Source organism: Pueribacillus sp. YX66 (assembly GCF_041725775.1).
Classification (GTDB): Bacteria; Bacillota; Bacilli; order Bacillales; family UBA6769; genus Pueribacillus.
Window position 1 is genome coordinate 81,493 of sequence record NZ_JBEUEL010000007.1, and the last position, 15,851, is coordinate 97,343.

The 15,851-nt window shown below is 40.4% G+C and carries 14 protein-coding genes; 1 reads left to right on the forward strand and 13 read right to left on the reverse strand.

The genetic code is table 11. The features are described from left to right. Positions 1 to 10: 10 nt before the first annotated feature. Genes ABU914_RS05180 through ABU914_RS05190 form a run of 3 tightly spaced genes read right to left on the reverse strand, consistent with a single transcriptional unit; the run spans position 11 to position 2,620 of the window. Complete coding sequence (locus tag ABU914_RS05180; protein ID WP_379668665.1) at positions 11 to 532, reverse strand: PepSY domain-containing protein; 522 nt, start codon at positions 530 to 532, stop codon at positions 11 to 13. A gap of 12 nt (positions 533 to 544) precedes the next feature. After that, positions 545 to 1,891, reverse strand: coding sequence for a sensor histidine kinase (locus tag ABU914_RS05185; RefSeq protein WP_379668666.1), 1,347 nt, complete (start codon positions 1,889 to 1,891; stop codon positions 545 to 547). Between the two features lie 24 nt (positions 1,892 to 1,915). Further along, positions 1,916 to 2,620 (reverse strand): response regulator transcription factor, encoded by a 705-nt coding sequence (locus ABU914_RS05190; RefSeq protein ID WP_379668667.1) that lies wholly within the window; start codon positions 2,618 to 2,620, stop codon positions 1,916 to 1,918. Between the two features lie 248 nt (positions 2,621 to 2,868). Here ABU914_RS05190 and ABU914_RS05195 point away from each other — a divergent pair, with 248 nt between their 5' ends. Continuing rightward, positions 2,869 to 3,432 carry a PepSY domain-containing protein gene (locus ABU914_RS05195; RefSeq protein ID WP_379668668.1) on the forward strand — a complete coding sequence of 188 codons (564 nt, stop codon included), beginning with the start codon at positions 2,869 to 2,871 and terminating at the stop codon, positions 3,430 to 3,432. A 39-nt stretch (positions 3,433 to 3,471) separates the two neighbouring features. On the opposite strand, the gene ABU914_RS05200 is transcribed toward ABU914_RS05195, so the two are convergent. The 10 genes from ABU914_RS05200 to ABU914_RS05245 form a co-directional block, all read right to left on the reverse strand. Next, the gene (locus ABU914_RS05200) at positions 3,472 to 4,023 is read right to left on the reverse strand and encodes a thioredoxin family protein (RefSeq protein WP_379668669.1); all 552 of its coding nucleotides are present in this window, start codon (positions 4,021 to 4,023) and stop codon (positions 3,472 to 3,474) included. Between the two features lie 82 nt (positions 4,024 to 4,105). Next, positions 4,106 to 5,539 carry an Asp-tRNA(Asn)/Glu-tRNA(Gln) amidotransferase subunit GatB gene (gene gatB, locus ABU914_RS05205; RefSeq protein ID WP_379668670.1) on the reverse strand — a complete coding sequence of 478 codons (1,434 nt, stop codon included), beginning with the start codon at positions 5,537 to 5,539 and terminating at the stop codon, positions 4,106 to 4,108. Positions 5,540 to 5,553: 14 nt separating this feature from the next. Beyond that, on the reverse strand, positions 5,554 to 7,005 hold the full coding sequence (gene gatA, locus ABU914_RS05210) for an Asp-tRNA(Asn)/Glu-tRNA(Gln) amidotransferase subunit GatA (protein WP_379668671.1): 1,452 nt from the start codon (positions 7,003 to 7,005) through the stop codon (positions 5,554 to 5,556). Positions 7,006 to 7,017: 12 nt separating this feature from the next. Then, positions 7,018 to 7,308, reverse strand: a complete 291-nt coding sequence (gatC, locus tag ABU914_RS05215; protein ID WP_379668672.1) for an Asp-tRNA(Asn)/Glu-tRNA(Gln) amidotransferase subunit GatC — start codon at positions 7,306 to 7,308, stop codon at positions 7,018 to 7,020. A 213-nt stretch (positions 7,309 to 7,521) separates the two neighbouring features. Further along, positions 7,522 to 8,691, reverse strand: coding sequence for a CamS family sex pheromone protein (locus ABU914_RS05220; protein WP_379668673.1), 1,170 nt, complete (start codon positions 8,689 to 8,691; stop codon positions 7,522 to 7,524). 277 nt (positions 8,692 to 8,968) lie between these two features. After that, positions 8,969 to 10,981: an NAD-dependent DNA ligase LigA gene (ligA, locus tag ABU914_RS05225; RefSeq protein ID WP_379668674.1), complete on the reverse strand. Its 2,013-nt coding sequence runs from the start codon at positions 10,979 to 10,981 to the stop codon at positions 8,969 to 8,971. A gap of 316 nt (positions 10,982 to 11,297) precedes the next feature. After that, entirely contained in the window at positions 11,298 to 13,484 is a 2,187-nt protein-coding gene (gene pcrA / locus ABU914_RS05230; RefSeq protein ID WP_379668675.1) for a DNA helicase PcrA, read from the reverse strand. A 13-nt stretch (positions 13,485 to 13,497) separates the two neighbouring features. Further along, positions 13,498 to 14,181 carry a heptaprenylglyceryl phosphate synthase gene (gene pcrB / locus ABU914_RS05235; RefSeq protein WP_379668676.1) on the reverse strand — a complete coding sequence of 228 codons (684 nt, stop codon included), beginning with the start codon at positions 14,179 to 14,181 and terminating at the stop codon, positions 13,498 to 13,500. A gap of 102 nt (positions 14,182 to 14,283) precedes the next feature. After that, positions 14,284 to 14,580: a YerC/YecD family TrpR-related protein gene (locus ABU914_RS05240; RefSeq protein ID WP_379668677.1), complete on the reverse strand. Its 297-nt coding sequence runs from the start codon at positions 14,578 to 14,580 to the stop codon at positions 14,284 to 14,286. Positions 14,581 to 14,600: 20 nt separating this feature from the next. After that, positions 14,601 to 15,623, reverse strand: coding sequence for a DUF3048 domain-containing protein (locus ABU914_RS05245; RefSeq protein WP_379668678.1), 1,023 nt, complete (start codon positions 15,621 to 15,623; stop codon positions 14,601 to 14,603). Positions 15,624 to 15,851: the final 228 nt, after the last annotated feature.

Consider the following 15,851-nt stretch of genomic DNA (forward strand, 5'->3'; position numbering starts at 1 on the left):
AATGACTCCATTAATCTTCAAACGTATAACTTAAAATTTCCCCTGTATAAGCTTGCACGTAAACGACCGCTTCTCTGTCGTCGTCCAATTCGATTTCTACAGCGTACACATGTGAGCCTTCAAAGCTTTCTAAATCAACATCATCCACTTCACCTTTCACTTTTGTGAGAGCAATTTCTGCTGCTTTGCGTTCACCAATTTTTGTTTTTGGTGTTTCTCGTTGTTCAGGATGATTTGCCTTTGGAGGTGGTGTTTCATGTTTTTGGGTAAGCACGAGTGACGATACGTTCCCAGTATTTCGATCAATTTTCACTGTATACTGACCGAATTCATTTTCAATCTCTGCTTGATACTCATTGCCTTTTTGTATAAATGTTTTCACTTCACCGCCATAGAGCGACTGAATGAGTTCTCTCGCTTCTTTATCGGTAAGCGAGCCTTTATCTTCTTTTGCAATAAGTTGATTAACGCTAAATCCTAGTGCAAATATGAACACCACTCCAAGTATAATCAATAGCCATTTTTTCCACATGCACAGCCCTCCTTATGTTTCATTCACGCATGGTAGGGAAATTTTTACTTCTGTTCCTTCATTTTCTTCACTTTCAATATGAATTGAACCGTTGTGGGCATCGACAATCTTTTTCGCAATTGCAAGTCCTAATCCCGTTCCGCCTTGCTCACGAGTCCGTGCTTCATCGACACGATAAAAGCGATCAAACACGCCCTTCTGATCCTTTTTAGAAATCCCGATTCCATAATCTTTCACAATAAAATAACAACTTTCCTGTTCTCGACCAACGAGAATGTCAATTGGCTTTTGACTATATTTTAATGCGTTATCAAGCAAAATAAATAACACTTGCTTTATTTTTTGTTCATCTGCATAAACGAAAGGTACCTTGCCTTCCCTTTGCTGAACAAAAATGTCACGTTCATAAACATTTTGAAACGTCCGGCTTGCCTCTTCACAAAAAGCTTTTAAATTAAACGTCGTCATCGACATGTTCCAATCTTCTTCATTTTTAGCCAGAAGGAGCAATTGTTCAGTCATTTCTTTCATTCTTGCCGCTTCTGAATGAATGGCATCGATCGATTCGTTTAAAAGATCAGGACGTTGCATACCCCACCGTTTCAGCATGCTTGCATAGCTATCAATGATCGTTAACGGTGTTTTCAGTTCATGAGACGCATCGGAAACAAATTGTTGCTGCTTATTAAAGTTTTGTTCTAACCTTTCAATCATATGGTTAAACGTATTACCAAGTTTGTACAATTCGTCGTTCGGTCTTTGTTTCATCGAAAGCTTCTTAAAAATCCCTTTTCGTTGTATTTCTTCCATCGTATCGATCATCGAATTGATCGGCTTTAAAATAATCACACTTAGAAGTCTGCCGCTAAAAAAGGAAAGTACAAGTACGAGAAGTGTTGCAATCGTAAGCACAATTTTTAATAAGTTTAAATTTGAAAGGACCGGTTCTAAGCTTGCGATGACTTCCAATGTAACGACATCACCGTTTTCCCAAATTATCGGGTAATAAGCAACAGCAAATTCATCTTGCCGTGCAAATACTTGTGACGGATGATGTGTCACTGTCCGATTCGCTAACTCGGTGTTTTTCGCAATGGTAACGAGTGCAGTTTGATCTTCATTAACGATGCGAATCATTCCGTCTGCTGGTAAAAAAGCTCTCAGCATCGCCGAACGTTCTGCTTCCTCCATACGTGGCTGAACGTTTCTAACGATTTCTTCTGCACGCTGAGTTACTCTTTCAAGCTCACTATTAATCGTGACGTTCGCAAATAAAAAGTAAATCGCAGCATTCACAGTAAGCAAAAGGATGAGGAGCCAGACGGTTGAAAATAAGTGGATGACATTTCGAATACGCATGACCGCTCACGACCCCTTTCCTCTTTATGATTGCTCGACTTTCAACATGTAACCGACACCACGAACAGTATGAATATACTCTGTTGCAGTTACATTCTTAATTTTTTTACGAACGTATCGAATGTACACATCAACAACATTCGTATCTCCGTAATAATCATAACCCCATACGGCTGATAAAAGTTGTTCGCGATTTAGCACTTGGTTCGGATGCTTCATTAAAAATTTTAATAAATCAAATTCTCGCGGCGTCAAGTCAATAACCGTCTCCTGAACTTTCACTTCGTAGCTTTTTTCATTTAATGATAGTTCACCAATCGTAAGCACGTCCTCATTCGGTTTATCAACTTGACTAAATTGCTGACGCGTTCTTAGAAGAGCTCGAATTCTGGCAAGCAATTCCTCGATTTTAAACGGCTTCGTCATGTAGTCATTTGCCCCTTGATCAAGCCCGCTTACTTTATCAGGGATCGAATCCCGTGCCGTCAATAAGATGACTGGCGTTACGTCACCCGCACTTCGCATCCTCCGCAACACTTCGATTCCATTTAATTCTGGCAACATGATATCTAGCAAAACGAGATCCCATTCATGCTGCTCTAACAGGCGAAGTCCTTCTTTTCCCGTCCTTGCCGTCGTTGCTTCATACCCTTCATATTCAAGCTCTAACTGAATGACACGCGCAATTTTACTTTCATCTTCTACGATTAAAATCTTTTCTTTTTCCATAAGCCTCTCCTACAATTGAGCACTACTGTATCAAATAGACCGGAGGGTCACAGAATGTGAGTTCTGGACATAATGCCTTTTTTGTCGAACACCCTTACTAGCTATTGTCCTCCTATTCGAACATGTATCTACAGTTTACCACTTTCATTCTTTAATCATGAAATTCTCATCAATTTCTAATCTTATTCGACGCGATTTCTCAGATTCAAAGGTTATAGTGAAAATAACAAAATGAGGAGGGAAAAATGATGAAAAAGAAAGCCATCATTATTGCATCAATTTTAGCAGTTGGGGCGATCGGAACGGCAGGTTATTCCGCTTCAGCCACGTATGGGGAAAGTAAAGCAAATGTTGAACAGGAAGACGTCATTCGCATCATCGAAGACAAATACGACGGGCATGTGAAAGAAATTGAGTTTGAAAAAGATAACGGTAAAGGGAAATATGAAGTCGAGTACACGAAAGGAAACAAAAAATACGAAGTCGAAATTGACGCCAAGGATGGAAAAGTGATAAAAGAAGAAGTGGAAGTTGCAAACCAACACGATGCCAATCACAAAGATGACAATTACGACGATCGCGATGTGACTAAACCGAACGAGAACGAAAAGAAAAACGCAAACATTATCACAGTACAACAAGCGATTGACATTGCACTTAAAGATCAGGCTGGTCATGTCACCGAAGTAGAACTCGATGAAGAGGACGGAAAGGTTCGTTATGAAATCGAAATCGAGACGAAACGCGGCGAAGTTGAAATCAAAATTGACGCAAAAACAGGCAAAATTTTAGACGTTGAATATGATGATTAGGAAAAAAGCTTGCATCCGTCCATCGATGCAAGCTTTTTCCTATTTCAGCTTTTCCATAATGCTATTGTAAATGTTAGTCCACAGTTGTTCGTCTGTCGTAAACCTACGATTAAATGCAGCGTATAATTCCTTTTGCTTATCTGCATAATTCGAAGCATCCTTCGGCGGAAGCTTAGATCTACCTTCATCAACTAGCAGTTGCACTTCAGGTGCCCGGGGACCCCATACAGCTTGTTCATTTCCTGCTTCGTCAATAAAAATAAAAATCGGGATCGCTCGTGCTGTGCCGTTCGTTAAATATTGATCCATCAATTCTAAGTTTTGATCACGTAGCAACATGCGTACGTCAATGTCTGCTTTTTCAGCAATTTTTAATAAAATCGGAACGTTAACCATTGCATCACCACACCAATCTTCGGTAAGCACGATCGCGCGAAGTTTCTTTGACTTCAGCTGTTTAAATTGCGCTTCTTCTTCATCATTCACTTGAAAACGTTCATAGATGGATTGCAATTGTTCTTTATTCACGCTCATCGCATCGATATACGCTTGTGGCGTCATCCCTTTTTCAAACCAGTCCGCTAATGTCATAATATATTCTCCTTTCTAAAAAAGGCAGACTCTACATTGAGAATCTGCCTGTTGTACTGCTAGTTACGCTATTACCGAATGTTTAACGATTTGCAATTTCTTCTCGTAATAGTTTATTAATCATTTGCGGATTTGCTTTCCCTTTTGTCGCTTTCATCGCTTGTCCGACTAAAAAGCCGAGAGCCCGATCTTTTCCGTTCTTAAAGTCTTCCACAGATTGCTCGTTATTGTCAAGAATTTCGTTTACGAGTGTACGTAGTTCACCTTCGTCAGAAATTTGCATTAAACCTTTTTCTTTTACAATCGCTTCTGGGTCGCCACCTTTTTCAATCAATTCTCCGAAAATTTTCTTTGCGATTTTTGAAGAAATTGTTCCGTTTTCGATGAGCTTAATCATTTTAGCGAGTGATTCGGGTTGCATTGCTATATCTGTTATTTCTTTCTGTTCTGCGTTTAAGTATGCAGACACATCGCCCATCATCCAGTTTGAAGCAAGCTTCGCGTCAGCGCCATGTGCGATCACGTCTTCGAAGTAATCGGATAAGTCTTTTGATTGTGTAAGGACCATCGCATCGTATTCAGGTAGACCAATTTCGTTTATGTAACGATTGCGGCGAGCGTCTGGAAGTTCAGGGATTTCTTCACGAATCCGATTTTTCCAGTCTTCATCAATTTCGATCTTAACGAGGTCTGATTCAGGGAAATAACGATAATCGTCTGCTGCTTCTTTCACACGCATTAAGATCGTTCGTTTCGCTGATTCATCCCAACGACGTGTTTCTTGCTCGATTTTTCCCCCTTCACGAAGAATGTCTGCTTGGCGAACTTCTTCATATGCAATTCCGCTTCTTACGTGTGCGAATGAATTTAAATTTTTCAATTCTGTTTTCGTACCAAATTCTTTTTGTCCAACGGGGCGAAGGGATACGTTCGCATCACAGCGAAGTGAACCTTCTTCCATTTTCACATCAGATACACCTGTATATTGTATAATCGCCTTTAATTTCTCGAGATATGCATAAGCTTCATCAGGTGTACGAATATCAGGCTCAGACACAATCTCAATGAGTGGTGTTCCAGCGCGGTTTAAGTCGACGAGGGAATGATCGGCACCGTCGACGTGCGTTAGCTTTCCAGCATCTTCTTCCATGTGAATGCGTGTAATTCCAATTTTTTTCTTTTCACCATTCACTTCAATTTCAATCCACCCATGTTCACCAATTGGATTTTCGTCTTGTGTTATTTGATATGCTTTTGGGTTATCAGGATAAAAGTAGTTTTTCCTATCAAATGTCATCGTATCAGCAATCTGACAATTTAGCGCTAATGCTGCCTTCATTGCAAAATCAACAGCCGAACGGTTTAATGTCGGCAATGTTCCCGGATGACCGAGGCAAATCGGGCAAACATTCGTATTTGGCGGTGCCCCAAACTCCGTTGAGCATCCGCAAAAGATTTTTGAATTCGTCTTTAATTCAACGTGTACTTCAAGTCCTATGATCGTTTCAAACTCCATCGTCTCCGCCCTCCTCACAGCTCCGGTTTTGCTTTATGGAAGTCTGTCGCTTGTTCAAATGCATGTGCTACACGGTAAACTGTATGTTCATCAAAATGTTTTCCAATAATTTGCAGTCCAATTGGCAGTCCTTCGGAAAATCCGCATGGGATTGAAATGGCTGGGTTTCCTGACAAGTTAATCGGAATTGTTAAAATATCTCCTGTGTACATTTTGATCGGATCGTCGATCACTTCTCCAAACTTATATGCTGTTGAAGGTGCCGTAGGTCCGATAATGACATCATACTTTTCAAACACTGATTCAAAATCTTGTTTAATTAACGTGCGCGCTCGTTGGGCTTTTTTGTAATACGCATCGTAGTAGCCTGAACTTAACGCATACGTTCCAAGAATAATCCGACGTTTCACTTCATTGCCAAATGCTTCGCTTCGCGAGTTGACATACACGTCTTGTAAATCATTCGCATTTTCTGTGCGATAGCCGTAACGAATTCCGTCAAAACGCGCAAGGCTTGCCGACGCTTCTGAAGATGAAAGCAAGTAGTAGCTTGCAACTGCGTATTTCGAGTGTGGAAGTGAAACTTCTTCCCAAACGGCACCCATTTTTTCTAACGTTGCGAGTGCTTCTTTAACGCTCACTTTCACGTTTTCATCGACGCCTTCTGATAAATATTCTTTCGGAACACCAATCTTTAATCCTTTCACATCACCCGTTAAGCTGTCGATATAGTTCGGAACATCAATATTCACCGATGTCGCATCGAGCTTATCTTGTCCGACGATCGATTGAAGCAAATATGCGTTGTCTTCAACAGACTTCGTCATCGTTCCGATTTGATCGAGTGATGATGCGAAAGCGACAAGACCGAACCGTGATACGAGCCCATATGTCGGTTTTAATCCGACAACACCACAAAAAGACGCAGGCTGGCGAATCGATCCACCTGTATCCGATCCTAATGCAAAATACGTTTGTCCAGCTGAGACAGCAGCTGCTGCTCCTCCGCTCGAACCACCCGGTACGTAGTCTAAGTTCCACGGATTTTTCGTTTGCTTAAATGCAGAGTTTTCCGTCGTAGAACCCATCGCAAACTCATCCATGTTTAGTTTTCCAACGACGACAGCATCAGCTTCATTCAGTTTTTCAACAACAGTTGCATCGTACAGTGGCTCGAAGTTTTCTAGCATTTTACTAGAGCATGTCGTTCGAACATCTTTCGTAATAATATTATCTTTTAAACCGACGGGCAATCCATAAAGCTGACCTTTTTCCGAATTGGATTTTTCATCAAGTTGTTTTGCTTTTTCAAGTGCTTTTTCTTCATTAAGCGTAACAAATGCTTCAAGCTTATCATCTGTTTCTTTTATTCGTTTGAACGACTGTTCCACAACTTCTTGAACACTCAATTCTTTTTTATGTAACATCTCTTGTATCTCTTGTAAACGATGATGAAATAATGTCATTCTATTCCCTCCTTACTCTAAAATCGCTGGCACTTTAATGAGACCATCCTTCTGTTCAGGTACGTTTTTTAGCGCTTCTTCACGACTGATCATCGTTCTCGCATGATCTTCACGCATGACGTTTTTCAATTCTAAAACGTGTGAAGTTGGTTCCACGTTTTCTGTCGGTAACTCATTTAATTGCTCGGCATATTCAATCAGTTTATCTAACTGTTGTGTAAATCGTTTCACTTCTTCATCCGTTAATTTGAGACGCGCCATTTCTGCAACTTTGCGAGTTTGCTCCTCTGTAATTCCTGACATCTCCCATTCACCTCCAACGATTTGCAATACAATGATAATACCAAAAAAAACCGGGAATAAGCAACAAGACCGATATGTTAACCTCCTCATCTTACACAGCTTACATCGATTTAGTTAGAGAAAGCTTTGAACTACGAAAAACGACTAGCTTGTGAACATCCATAAGGACGTGACTTCGCTTCTCGTTCAAAATGTACAGAATTATTTCTAACATTAACGATAAATGTGAACGAAAGGCTCTTTACGATCAGGAGATTTAACGATGACTGCTTCCTGTTTGTCCATCGATGTAATATTCACTTCAAGTGGAATATCATCCGCTAAAAATTGTGAAGCGACGATGTCTGTGACATGTTGGGCAAAGGCTATTAATTCGGACTTCCCGTGAAATTGCATCGGAATTTCAACCGTCATTTTTCGAAGTTCACCATTCTTATAAAAACCTTTTCCGATGACCCCTGTAAAATTAGGGAAAAAGCTCTCGACCTGCGTTTTAAAGTTATTAAACTTTTCCGCATCGCTTCGGTGGTCTTTTGTCACTTCATCTGAAGGGAATAAGTAATGACGTTCATCCAAATTTTCCCAAGAACCGATGTTACTTTTACCTTTACCGACTGAAGCTACTGAAATAAAACGACCAGGAATGAGAGACTCACGCGTTTCTTCTAAGTAAAGGGCAACAATAATCGGAACGTCTTGAGCCTCTTTTTTTTCCCGCAAATCTGTTACGATTTGTTGTGCAATTTTTTTCCCTTCCTCTAAAATTTTGCCCTCATTTGAGCGCAAATCGACTTCACCCGAATGAATTTTCCCTTCATCATCTTTCACAGAATAATAGTAGATTGAGTTTAAGGAAACACCGATCGTTATTCCACCAAGCTCGATGCTATCCCCTTTTTCAACCATATAATTTTGTTCCAATACGAACGATAAATAGCGTGGATTTTTTTTGTTAGCTTCCAACTTTTCTTTAACACTCGCTGACTCACTAACACCCAGTTCAGGATTTAACCCTTTTTTATTATCTTTCGAACGTCGATCAATCCAACTTTGTACCTCTTTTTTTTGTAAAATTTGTCCATCGCGAATAAAGTAATCATCAGGATCAAATTCACTTTGTGAAAGCCGAATAAGTCCCGTTTCGAATTCATCAATATCTAAACGATTGTCAACTCCATCTAAAATAAACCCACGTGAATCGCTTGCATAAAATGGCAATACACTTCGATAATAGCGATCCGTTGTATCAATATCTCGACTAATAATCACTTTTTCATCTTGACTTCCTTCTTCAACAACTTGCGGTTCAGTTTCAGGTGCACCCGGCAAACAACCTGAAAGCAGGAGCAGGAATATACTACACGCAATTATAATTCGCTTCATCGTTTTCCCCCCTTATTGGCACGTATTATCAAAAGTTTTTTTATGAAAAACTGTATTACCCTTTGTATTTAATGAACTTACGAGCAAAAAGTATTCTCCATCCCTTTATAAGAGGAGATTAACAGTCTTTTCCTGCTTAAGCTTTACATTAAGTAGCGAGCATGATATAAAACCTTATGCAACAAGGATTGCTGCGTCTTTCCTAAATCACTCATGCTCGTGAATGTTCAATGTCAAGCCTTCTAAATTCGAAAACTTATTACACTACCCGTTAGCATCAGCCTTGTTCATCTAAACTCGCTTGAAATTCATCCTCATTCATAATGTGAATATCGAGTTCCATTGCTCTTGTTAGCTTTGAACCTGCGTCTTCACCCGCAATGACGAGATCGGTTTTTTTGCTGACGGAACTTGTAACATTGCCGCCTCTCGCTTCGACCGCTGCCTTCGCTTCACTACGGGTAAACTTTGACAATTTCCCTGTTAAAACGACTTTTTTACCTGCAAAAATCGAATCGCTTTGTTCTGCTTCCGTTCGAACAGCACCTTTATACATCATATTAACCCCGAGTGAGCGTAACTCTTCAATAAGTGCGACAACTTCAGGTTTTTCAAAGTAACGAACGATCGAGTCCGCCATTTTTTCTCCGATTTCATCAATTTGTTGAAGCTCTGCACGCGTCTTCGAAATAAGTGCATCTATTGTCAAACAAGACTCCGCTAACGTTCGTGCTGCTTTTGCCCCAACGAAACGAATGCCTAGCCCAAACAAAAGTCGTTCAAGTGAGTTTTCTTTCGAACGTTCTATCGCCTCAAGTAAATTATTCGATGACTTATCACCCATGCGCTCGAGCTTCATTAATTTTTCTTTTTCAAGCTTATATAAATCGGCAATATCATGAATAAGCCTTTCGTTAAATAATTGTTCAACGACTTTTTCGCCTAATCCTTCAATGTTCATCGCATCACGAGAAGCAAAATGGATTAGACCTTCTGTAATTTGGGCAGGGCATTTTGGGTTTAGACAACGTAGTGCGACTTCACCGTCCAGCCGTTCAAGGACACTCCCACATGTTGGACAGTTGTCAGGCATTGAGTATGGCTGTTCAATCCCCGTTCTGCGATCGAAGATCACTTGTGTCACTTCCGGAATGATGTCACCTGCTTTACGAATAATGACCGTATCTCCGATACGAATATCTTTTTCCTTAATCAAATCTTCATTGTGCAAAGAAGCGCGTCGGACAGTCGTTCCTGCAACCGTTACAGGCTCTAAGATCGCTGTTGGTGTGACAACTCCTGTACGTCCGACACTAAGATCGATATCGATAAGCTTCGTTGCCACTTCTTCAGCAGGAAATTTGTATGCTGTTGCCCAACGCGGACTTCTCGCTGTCGTGCTTAACTCTAATTGTTGCGCTAATGAGTCGACTTTAATAACGATGCCATCAATTTCATAGTCTAAATTTGATCGTTTTTCAAACCAACCATCAATAAACGTCATGACCTCGTCGATCGTTTCGCATCGTTTCCATTCAGGATTCACTTTGAATCCGACCGATTGAAGAAATTCGAGTCCTTCGCTATGCGAATGGATCTCTTCATCTTCAATCAACCCAATCCCATATAAAAAGATATCAAGATTACGACTAGCAGCTATTTTCGGGTCTAACTGTCTCAATGATCCCGCTGCCGCATTCCTCGGGTTCGCAAATAACATTTCACCTTGTTTCTCACGAATTTCATTGAGTTGTAAAAATGATTGTTTTGGCATAAATACTTCGCCTCGAACATCAAGGTTGACCCGCTTTTTTAATGTCAACGGAATTGAGCGGATTGTTTTCAGATTGCTCGTAATGTCCTCTCCGATCATCCCGTCTCCACGTGTTGATCCTTGAATGAATTCCCCATCTTCATAGCTTAATGAAACAGCAAGTCCATCAATTTTCAATTCACAAACGTAAGAAAAATCATCACCGATCCGATCGCGAACTCTTCGATCGAAATCTCGCAATTCTTGCTCATTAAATGCATTGGAAAGACTAAGCATCGGAACGGTATGCTCGACTTTCTGAAACGCATCGAGCGGTTCGCCTCCTACACGTTGTGAAGGCGAGTTCGGTGTCACTAACATAGGAAATTGTTCTTCAAGTTTAATCAGTTTCTGCATTAACCGATCGTATTCCGCATCAGGGACTGATGGTTGATCGAGTACATAATACTCATAATTATATTGATTTAATTGATCACGTAGTTGATTTATCTGTTTTTCTGCTTCTTGTATGTTCATTCTGCCACCACCATCCTTATAATTTAGGAAAACAAAATGAAATGGTCTATATTCAGCCTGATTTGAAAACGCTCATGAGACACCGTCATTTATTCATTGTTGGATCGTTCTAAGTTTACTCTCAGCACAGCTTAGCTTACTCACTAACTTTTGCGAAACGGAAGATGTGTAAGTGCCGCTGTTCTCAAGGACGTGAAGCTTTTAGGTGACGTACTATAATGTTGGCTTTCGTTAAGTTTTACATTTGTACATGAAGATGGCGAGTAAGGCGAGTAAGACGAGCAACAATGCATGCAAACATTTATCGACAGACTAATTATGCTTTTTCAATCGGTGCAAACTTAGCTAACAACCGTTTTATGCCGGTCGGGCTCGGAAAGGCAATATCAAGTTCAAGAGAATCTCCTTCGCCACGTACACTAACGACTGTGCCGACACCCCACTTCTTATGAGCCGCTTTATCACCAACGTTCCAATCAAGTTGTTCTCCTCCAGACTGATGGAACCTTTTCACCGCTTTTCGGACTGGCTTTTGCTTTGTCATAGATTCTTCTTCTCCAAAGGAATACAGCAATTCGGCAGGTATCTCTTGAATAAATCGTGACACTTGATTCATATTCATTCGTCCATACAATGTTCGCATGCGGCAGTTTGTAATAAACAATTCTTCTTCCGCTCGCGTCATGCCTACGTAAGCTAGGCGACGCTCCTCTTCCATTTCTTCTTCTTCAAATAGTGAGCGCGAATGTGGGAAAATGCCTTCCTCCATTCCGACTAAAAAAACGACTGGAAACTCAAGCCCTTTTGCCGAATGAAGGGTCATTAATGTAATCGCTTCGGAGTTTTCTTCTTCATCCAATTGGTCAATATCCGCAATCAACGCTAAATCGGTGAGAAAAGCGATTAAACTTTTATCTTCACTTGCTTTTTCAAACTCAAGGGCAACAGATAGAAATTCGTTTAAGTTTTCGAGCCGGCTTTCCGATTCGAGCGTCCGTTCATTTTGAAGCATCTCACGATATCCAGTTTTCTCAAGCACTTCTTCAATCAGTTCACTCACTGACAAATAGTCTTGCATTTTTTCAAAGTTTTCAATGAGATTGTAAAACTCTACCAAAGCGTTTTGAGCGCGTTTTGAAAGACCGATATGTTCGACTTCTTCCAACGCGGTAAGCATTGTTACATCATGCATCGTTGCATAGTTCATCACTTTTTCAATCGAAGCAACACCGATTCCACGCTTCGGTACATTGACGACCCGTTCAAGACTAATATCGTCATCACGGTTCGCTATTAACCGTAAATATGCGAGTAAGTCTTTAATTTCTTTCCGGTCATAGAACTTCGTCCCGCCGACGATCGTATACGGGATATTCGCTTTCACTAAAACGTCTTCAATGACACGTGATTGTGCATTCGTACGATAAAGGACGGATATATCACTATAGCTTCTACCTTTTTCTTTCATTTGGCTAGCTTGTTCAACGATAAAATATGCTTCATCCCGTTCCGTTTCACCGCGATAATACGTAATCTTATTTCCTTCATCATTATCTGTCCACAATTTCTTCTCTTTTCGGTTTCGATTGTTCGCAATCACTTCATTTGCTGCATTTAAAATCGTTTTCGTTGAACGGTAGTTTTGTTCGAGTAAAATAACGTTCGCATTTGGATAATCATGTTCAAACGATAAAATATTCCCGATATCTGCGCCACGCCATTTATAAATCGATTGATCGGAGTCTCCAACGACACAAAGGTTTTGATGGCGTTCGCTTAGCATTTGAATGAGGACATACTGCGCCCTGTTCGTATCTTGATATTCGTCGACATGAATGTATTGAAACTTTCGTTGATAAAAGTCAAGCACGTTAGGTACACGTTTGAAAAGTTCGATTGTCGTCATTATCAAATCGTCAAAATCGAGCGCGTTGTTTTTACGTAGCTTTTTTTCATATTCTTTATATACGTCACTGACGACCGATTGAAAAGGATTAAAGCTATGATCTAGCAATTTTTCAACGTCTGTAGCTGTTTTCAACTCGTTTTTCGCACTGCTAATTGATGCAAGCACACTTCTTGGGTCAAATTTTTTCGTGTCGATATTTTGTTCTTTCATCACTTGCTTTACGACTGTCAATTGGTCGGTAGCATCTAATATAGTAAAGCTTGTACTCATACCAATTTGGTCAATATTTCTCCGTAAAATTCGTACGCAAAGGGAGTGAAATGTTGAGATCCAAATTTCTTCTGCCTCGGGCCCAGTCAAGTGTGCAACCCGTTCTTTCATTTCCCGTGCCGCTTTATTCGTAAAAGTGATGGCAAGAATGTTCCACGGTGTGATATTTTTCTCAAAAAGCAAATAAGCAATCCGGTGCGTCAGGACACGTGTCTTTCCACTACCCGCACCAGCCATAATTAAGAGCGGTCCGTCCACTGTTTTTACCGCTTTTAATTGTTGTGGATTTAGGCCACTAAGTAAATGATCGATTCCTTGTTGCATCATTTCCACCTCTTTATTTCACTGCTTCCACTGTCTTTAATGCTTCTTTCAAGTTTTCATATATGACATTTCCTACAATAATTGTATCCGCATAGTTAGCCATTTCGAGCGCTTTGTGGCGACTATCAATCCCGCCACCATAAAATAATCTCGTTTCACGAAGCTCACTTTTCAGTGAAGCGACAAGTGTGGGATCCCCGTATGTCCCGCTATACTCAATGTAAAATATTGGCAAGCGAAACATTTTTTCAGCCATTTTTGCATAGGCAATAACATCTTCTTCCGTTAAGTCTGTCTCCGCATTCGTCAATTTCGCTACTTTCGAATTTTCATTTAAAACACAATACCCTTCAACGACCAATTCGTTCCAGTTTAGCAATGGACCAAATTCTTTAATCGCTTTATGATGAAGTCCTTTAAACCAAAGAGCATCGTTGCTGTTAAGCACAGTCGGAATAAAATAATAATCAAATCCTGGTGAAATGGAAGCAATCGTTGATACTTCAAGTACGCACGGCACGGTGTATCGACGAACTCTACCTAATAGTTCAATCGTATTATCAAATGTCACTCCATCCGTTCCGCCGATGATTACAGCATCTGTTCCTGACATACAGATCACTTCAAGACTCATGTCGTCGAGCGATTTGTTCGGATCAAGTTTAAAAATATGCCGCCAATTTTTGTAATCTTCCATGTCCCATTTCCCCCTCGTACAAGTTCCTTTTCGAATTATATCATAATACTATATAAGCCCCCACCTGATTTTCTATACGGTGGAGGCTTATGTGACTCGTTTTTATTTCCTTTTTGGGATTCGCTCGAGCACCATTTCATACGCATCATTTCCATAATTTAAACATCGTTTCACACGGGAGATAGTCGCAGTGCTTGCACCTGTTTCAGTTTCAATTTTTTGATACGTGTTGCCTTCGCGGAGCATACGAGCGACTTCTAGACGCTGGGCTAACGATTGAATTTCGTTTACAGTCGCTAAATCATCGAAGAAACTGTAACATTCTTCAATCGTCTCAAGCGACAAGATCGCTTCAAACAATTGATCTAATGCTGGTCCACGTAGTTTATCGATTTGCACTCTATTTCCTCCTCTAACAACTATTCCGTTTCAGATAGTTTAACAGTTTGTTGAAGACCTGGACTTGTTGGAACGATATGCACCCACGTTCGTCCTGGAATAAAACCAACTTCGCCTTCGATCGTTTTTGGAACAATTCTACCATTTTCGTTCGCCCATTGAATATGACGTGCGATCCCATTTTGAAGAAGAATCGCGTCACCTCCAGAGCTTATATCGACTGACCTACGTCCAACATCATCAAGAACTTGATGATTCATTTCGATTATTAAAATGTTGGCAACGCTTAGCGGTTCGTTCGTATCGTAATCAACCGTCTGCTCTTGACCGATAAAGCGAGTGTATTCGTTAGCTGATAAGTCATAGTTATATGTGACAGAATAACGATTGCTATATTGCACGGTAACATTCGCTGCTTCATCACCTTGTATATCGTTCACATCATCTTCTTCTAAAAACGTAAGCGGTTCTACGGCTTTATCAAGCGTATAGTTATTTTGCTCAGCACCTTTTGCGATGTTTTCATACGTAATGTACGAATTATGTGGTGCTTTTCGGAATGACACTCGTTGAAATAATGAACCATCATAGGAAATGCCGTTAATGTGATCAATTGTACCTGATTCGAGCATTGCTTTCGCTTCCGGACTATACCCATGCGCTACAAAAAACGCATCGTAACCTTTAGCTAAGTTGATAAAATATGGACGTGCACTACGAACGGGTCCGATATTTTCTGGTTTCTCACTTTGAAAAATGGCCAAAAAGCGAGTAATATTACCTTCAGTTAAAACCTCATAAACGATGTCAGCTTCGTTTAAACCCGTTTGCGGACGCGCTTTCGGATCGTTATTAATGACGACAGCGACTGGACGTGACTCGACCGCCGCTTCATCACTCGTCTTCATACCCGTAAGCGGAAACGTAAACTCAGCTTTCGATTCTGGATCGACAACTTTATTCGGTTCATTTTTTTTACATCCTGCGAATAAAAGTGCGCACGTTAGCACTGTAAAAAATGCGATGCTCGTTGATCGTTTCATCATTTTAACCGCCTTTTAAAATATTGAAATTTTCTTCAGTTCAAAAAGTAAAACAACGAGGGTTCGATAACTAAAGATGTTCGACTAAAAGCATCACATTTGAGACATCCAAATCCGAAGAAGTATTGTTTTTGTTTACTTTCTCGATGGATCATTCCCATGGAAAAGCGAGACTTATCAAGTTTCTAGCACAACGGATGCTTGACACGTAATAACGTCGAACTTGTA

Excerpts from the sequence above, each read along its gene's own strand:
- ABU914_RS05200 (WP_379668669.1), bottom strand. The coding sequence starts at position 4,023 with ATGACATTAGCGGACTGGTTTGAAAAAGGGATGACGCCACAAGCGTAT.
- gatC (WP_379668672.1), bottom strand. The coding sequence starts at position 7,308 with ATGTCAGGAATTACAGAGGAGCAAACTCGCAAAGTTGCAGAAATGGCG.
- ABU914_RS05220 (WP_379668673.1), bottom strand. The coding sequence starts at position 8,691 with ATGAAGCGAATTATAATTGCGTGTAGTATATTCCTGCTCCTGCTTTCA.
- ABU914_RS05190 (WP_379668667.1), bottom strand. The coding sequence starts at position 2,620 with ATGGAAAAAGAAAAGATTTTAATCGTAGAAGATGAAAGTAAAATTGCG.
- ABU914_RS05245 (WP_379668678.1), bottom strand. The coding sequence starts at position 15,623 with ATGAAACGATCAACGAGCATCGCATTTTTTACAGTGCTAACGTGCGCA.
- ABU914_RS05185 (WP_379668666.1), bottom strand. The coding sequence starts at position 1,891 with ATGCGTATTCGAAATGTCATCCACTTATTTTCAACCGTCTGGCTCCTC.
- gatA (WP_379668671.1), bottom strand. The coding sequence starts at position 7,005 with ATGACATTATTTCATCATCGTTTACAAGAGATACAAGAGATGTTACAT.
- ligA (WP_379668674.1), bottom strand. The coding sequence starts at position 10,981 with ATGAACATACAAGAAGCAGAAAAACAGATAAATCAACTACGTGATCAA.
- ABU914_RS05195 (WP_379668668.1), top strand. The coding sequence starts at position 2,869 with ATGAAAAAGAAAGCCATCATTATTGCATCAATTTTAGCAGTTGGGGCG.
- ABU914_RS05180 (WP_379668665.1), bottom strand. The coding sequence starts at position 532 with ATGTGGAAAAAATGGCTATTGATTATACTTGGAGTGGTGTTCATATTT.
- pcrB (WP_379668676.1), bottom strand. The coding sequence starts at position 14,181 with ATGGAAGATTACAAAAATTGGCGGCATATTTTTAAACTTGATCCGAAC.
- pcrA (WP_379668675.1), bottom strand. The coding sequence starts at position 13,484 with ATGCAACAAGGAATCGATCATTTACTTAGTGGCCTAAATCCACAACAA.
- gatB (WP_379668670.1), bottom strand. The coding sequence starts at position 5,539 with ATGGAGTTTGAAACGATCATAGGACTTGAAGTACACGTTGAATTAAAG.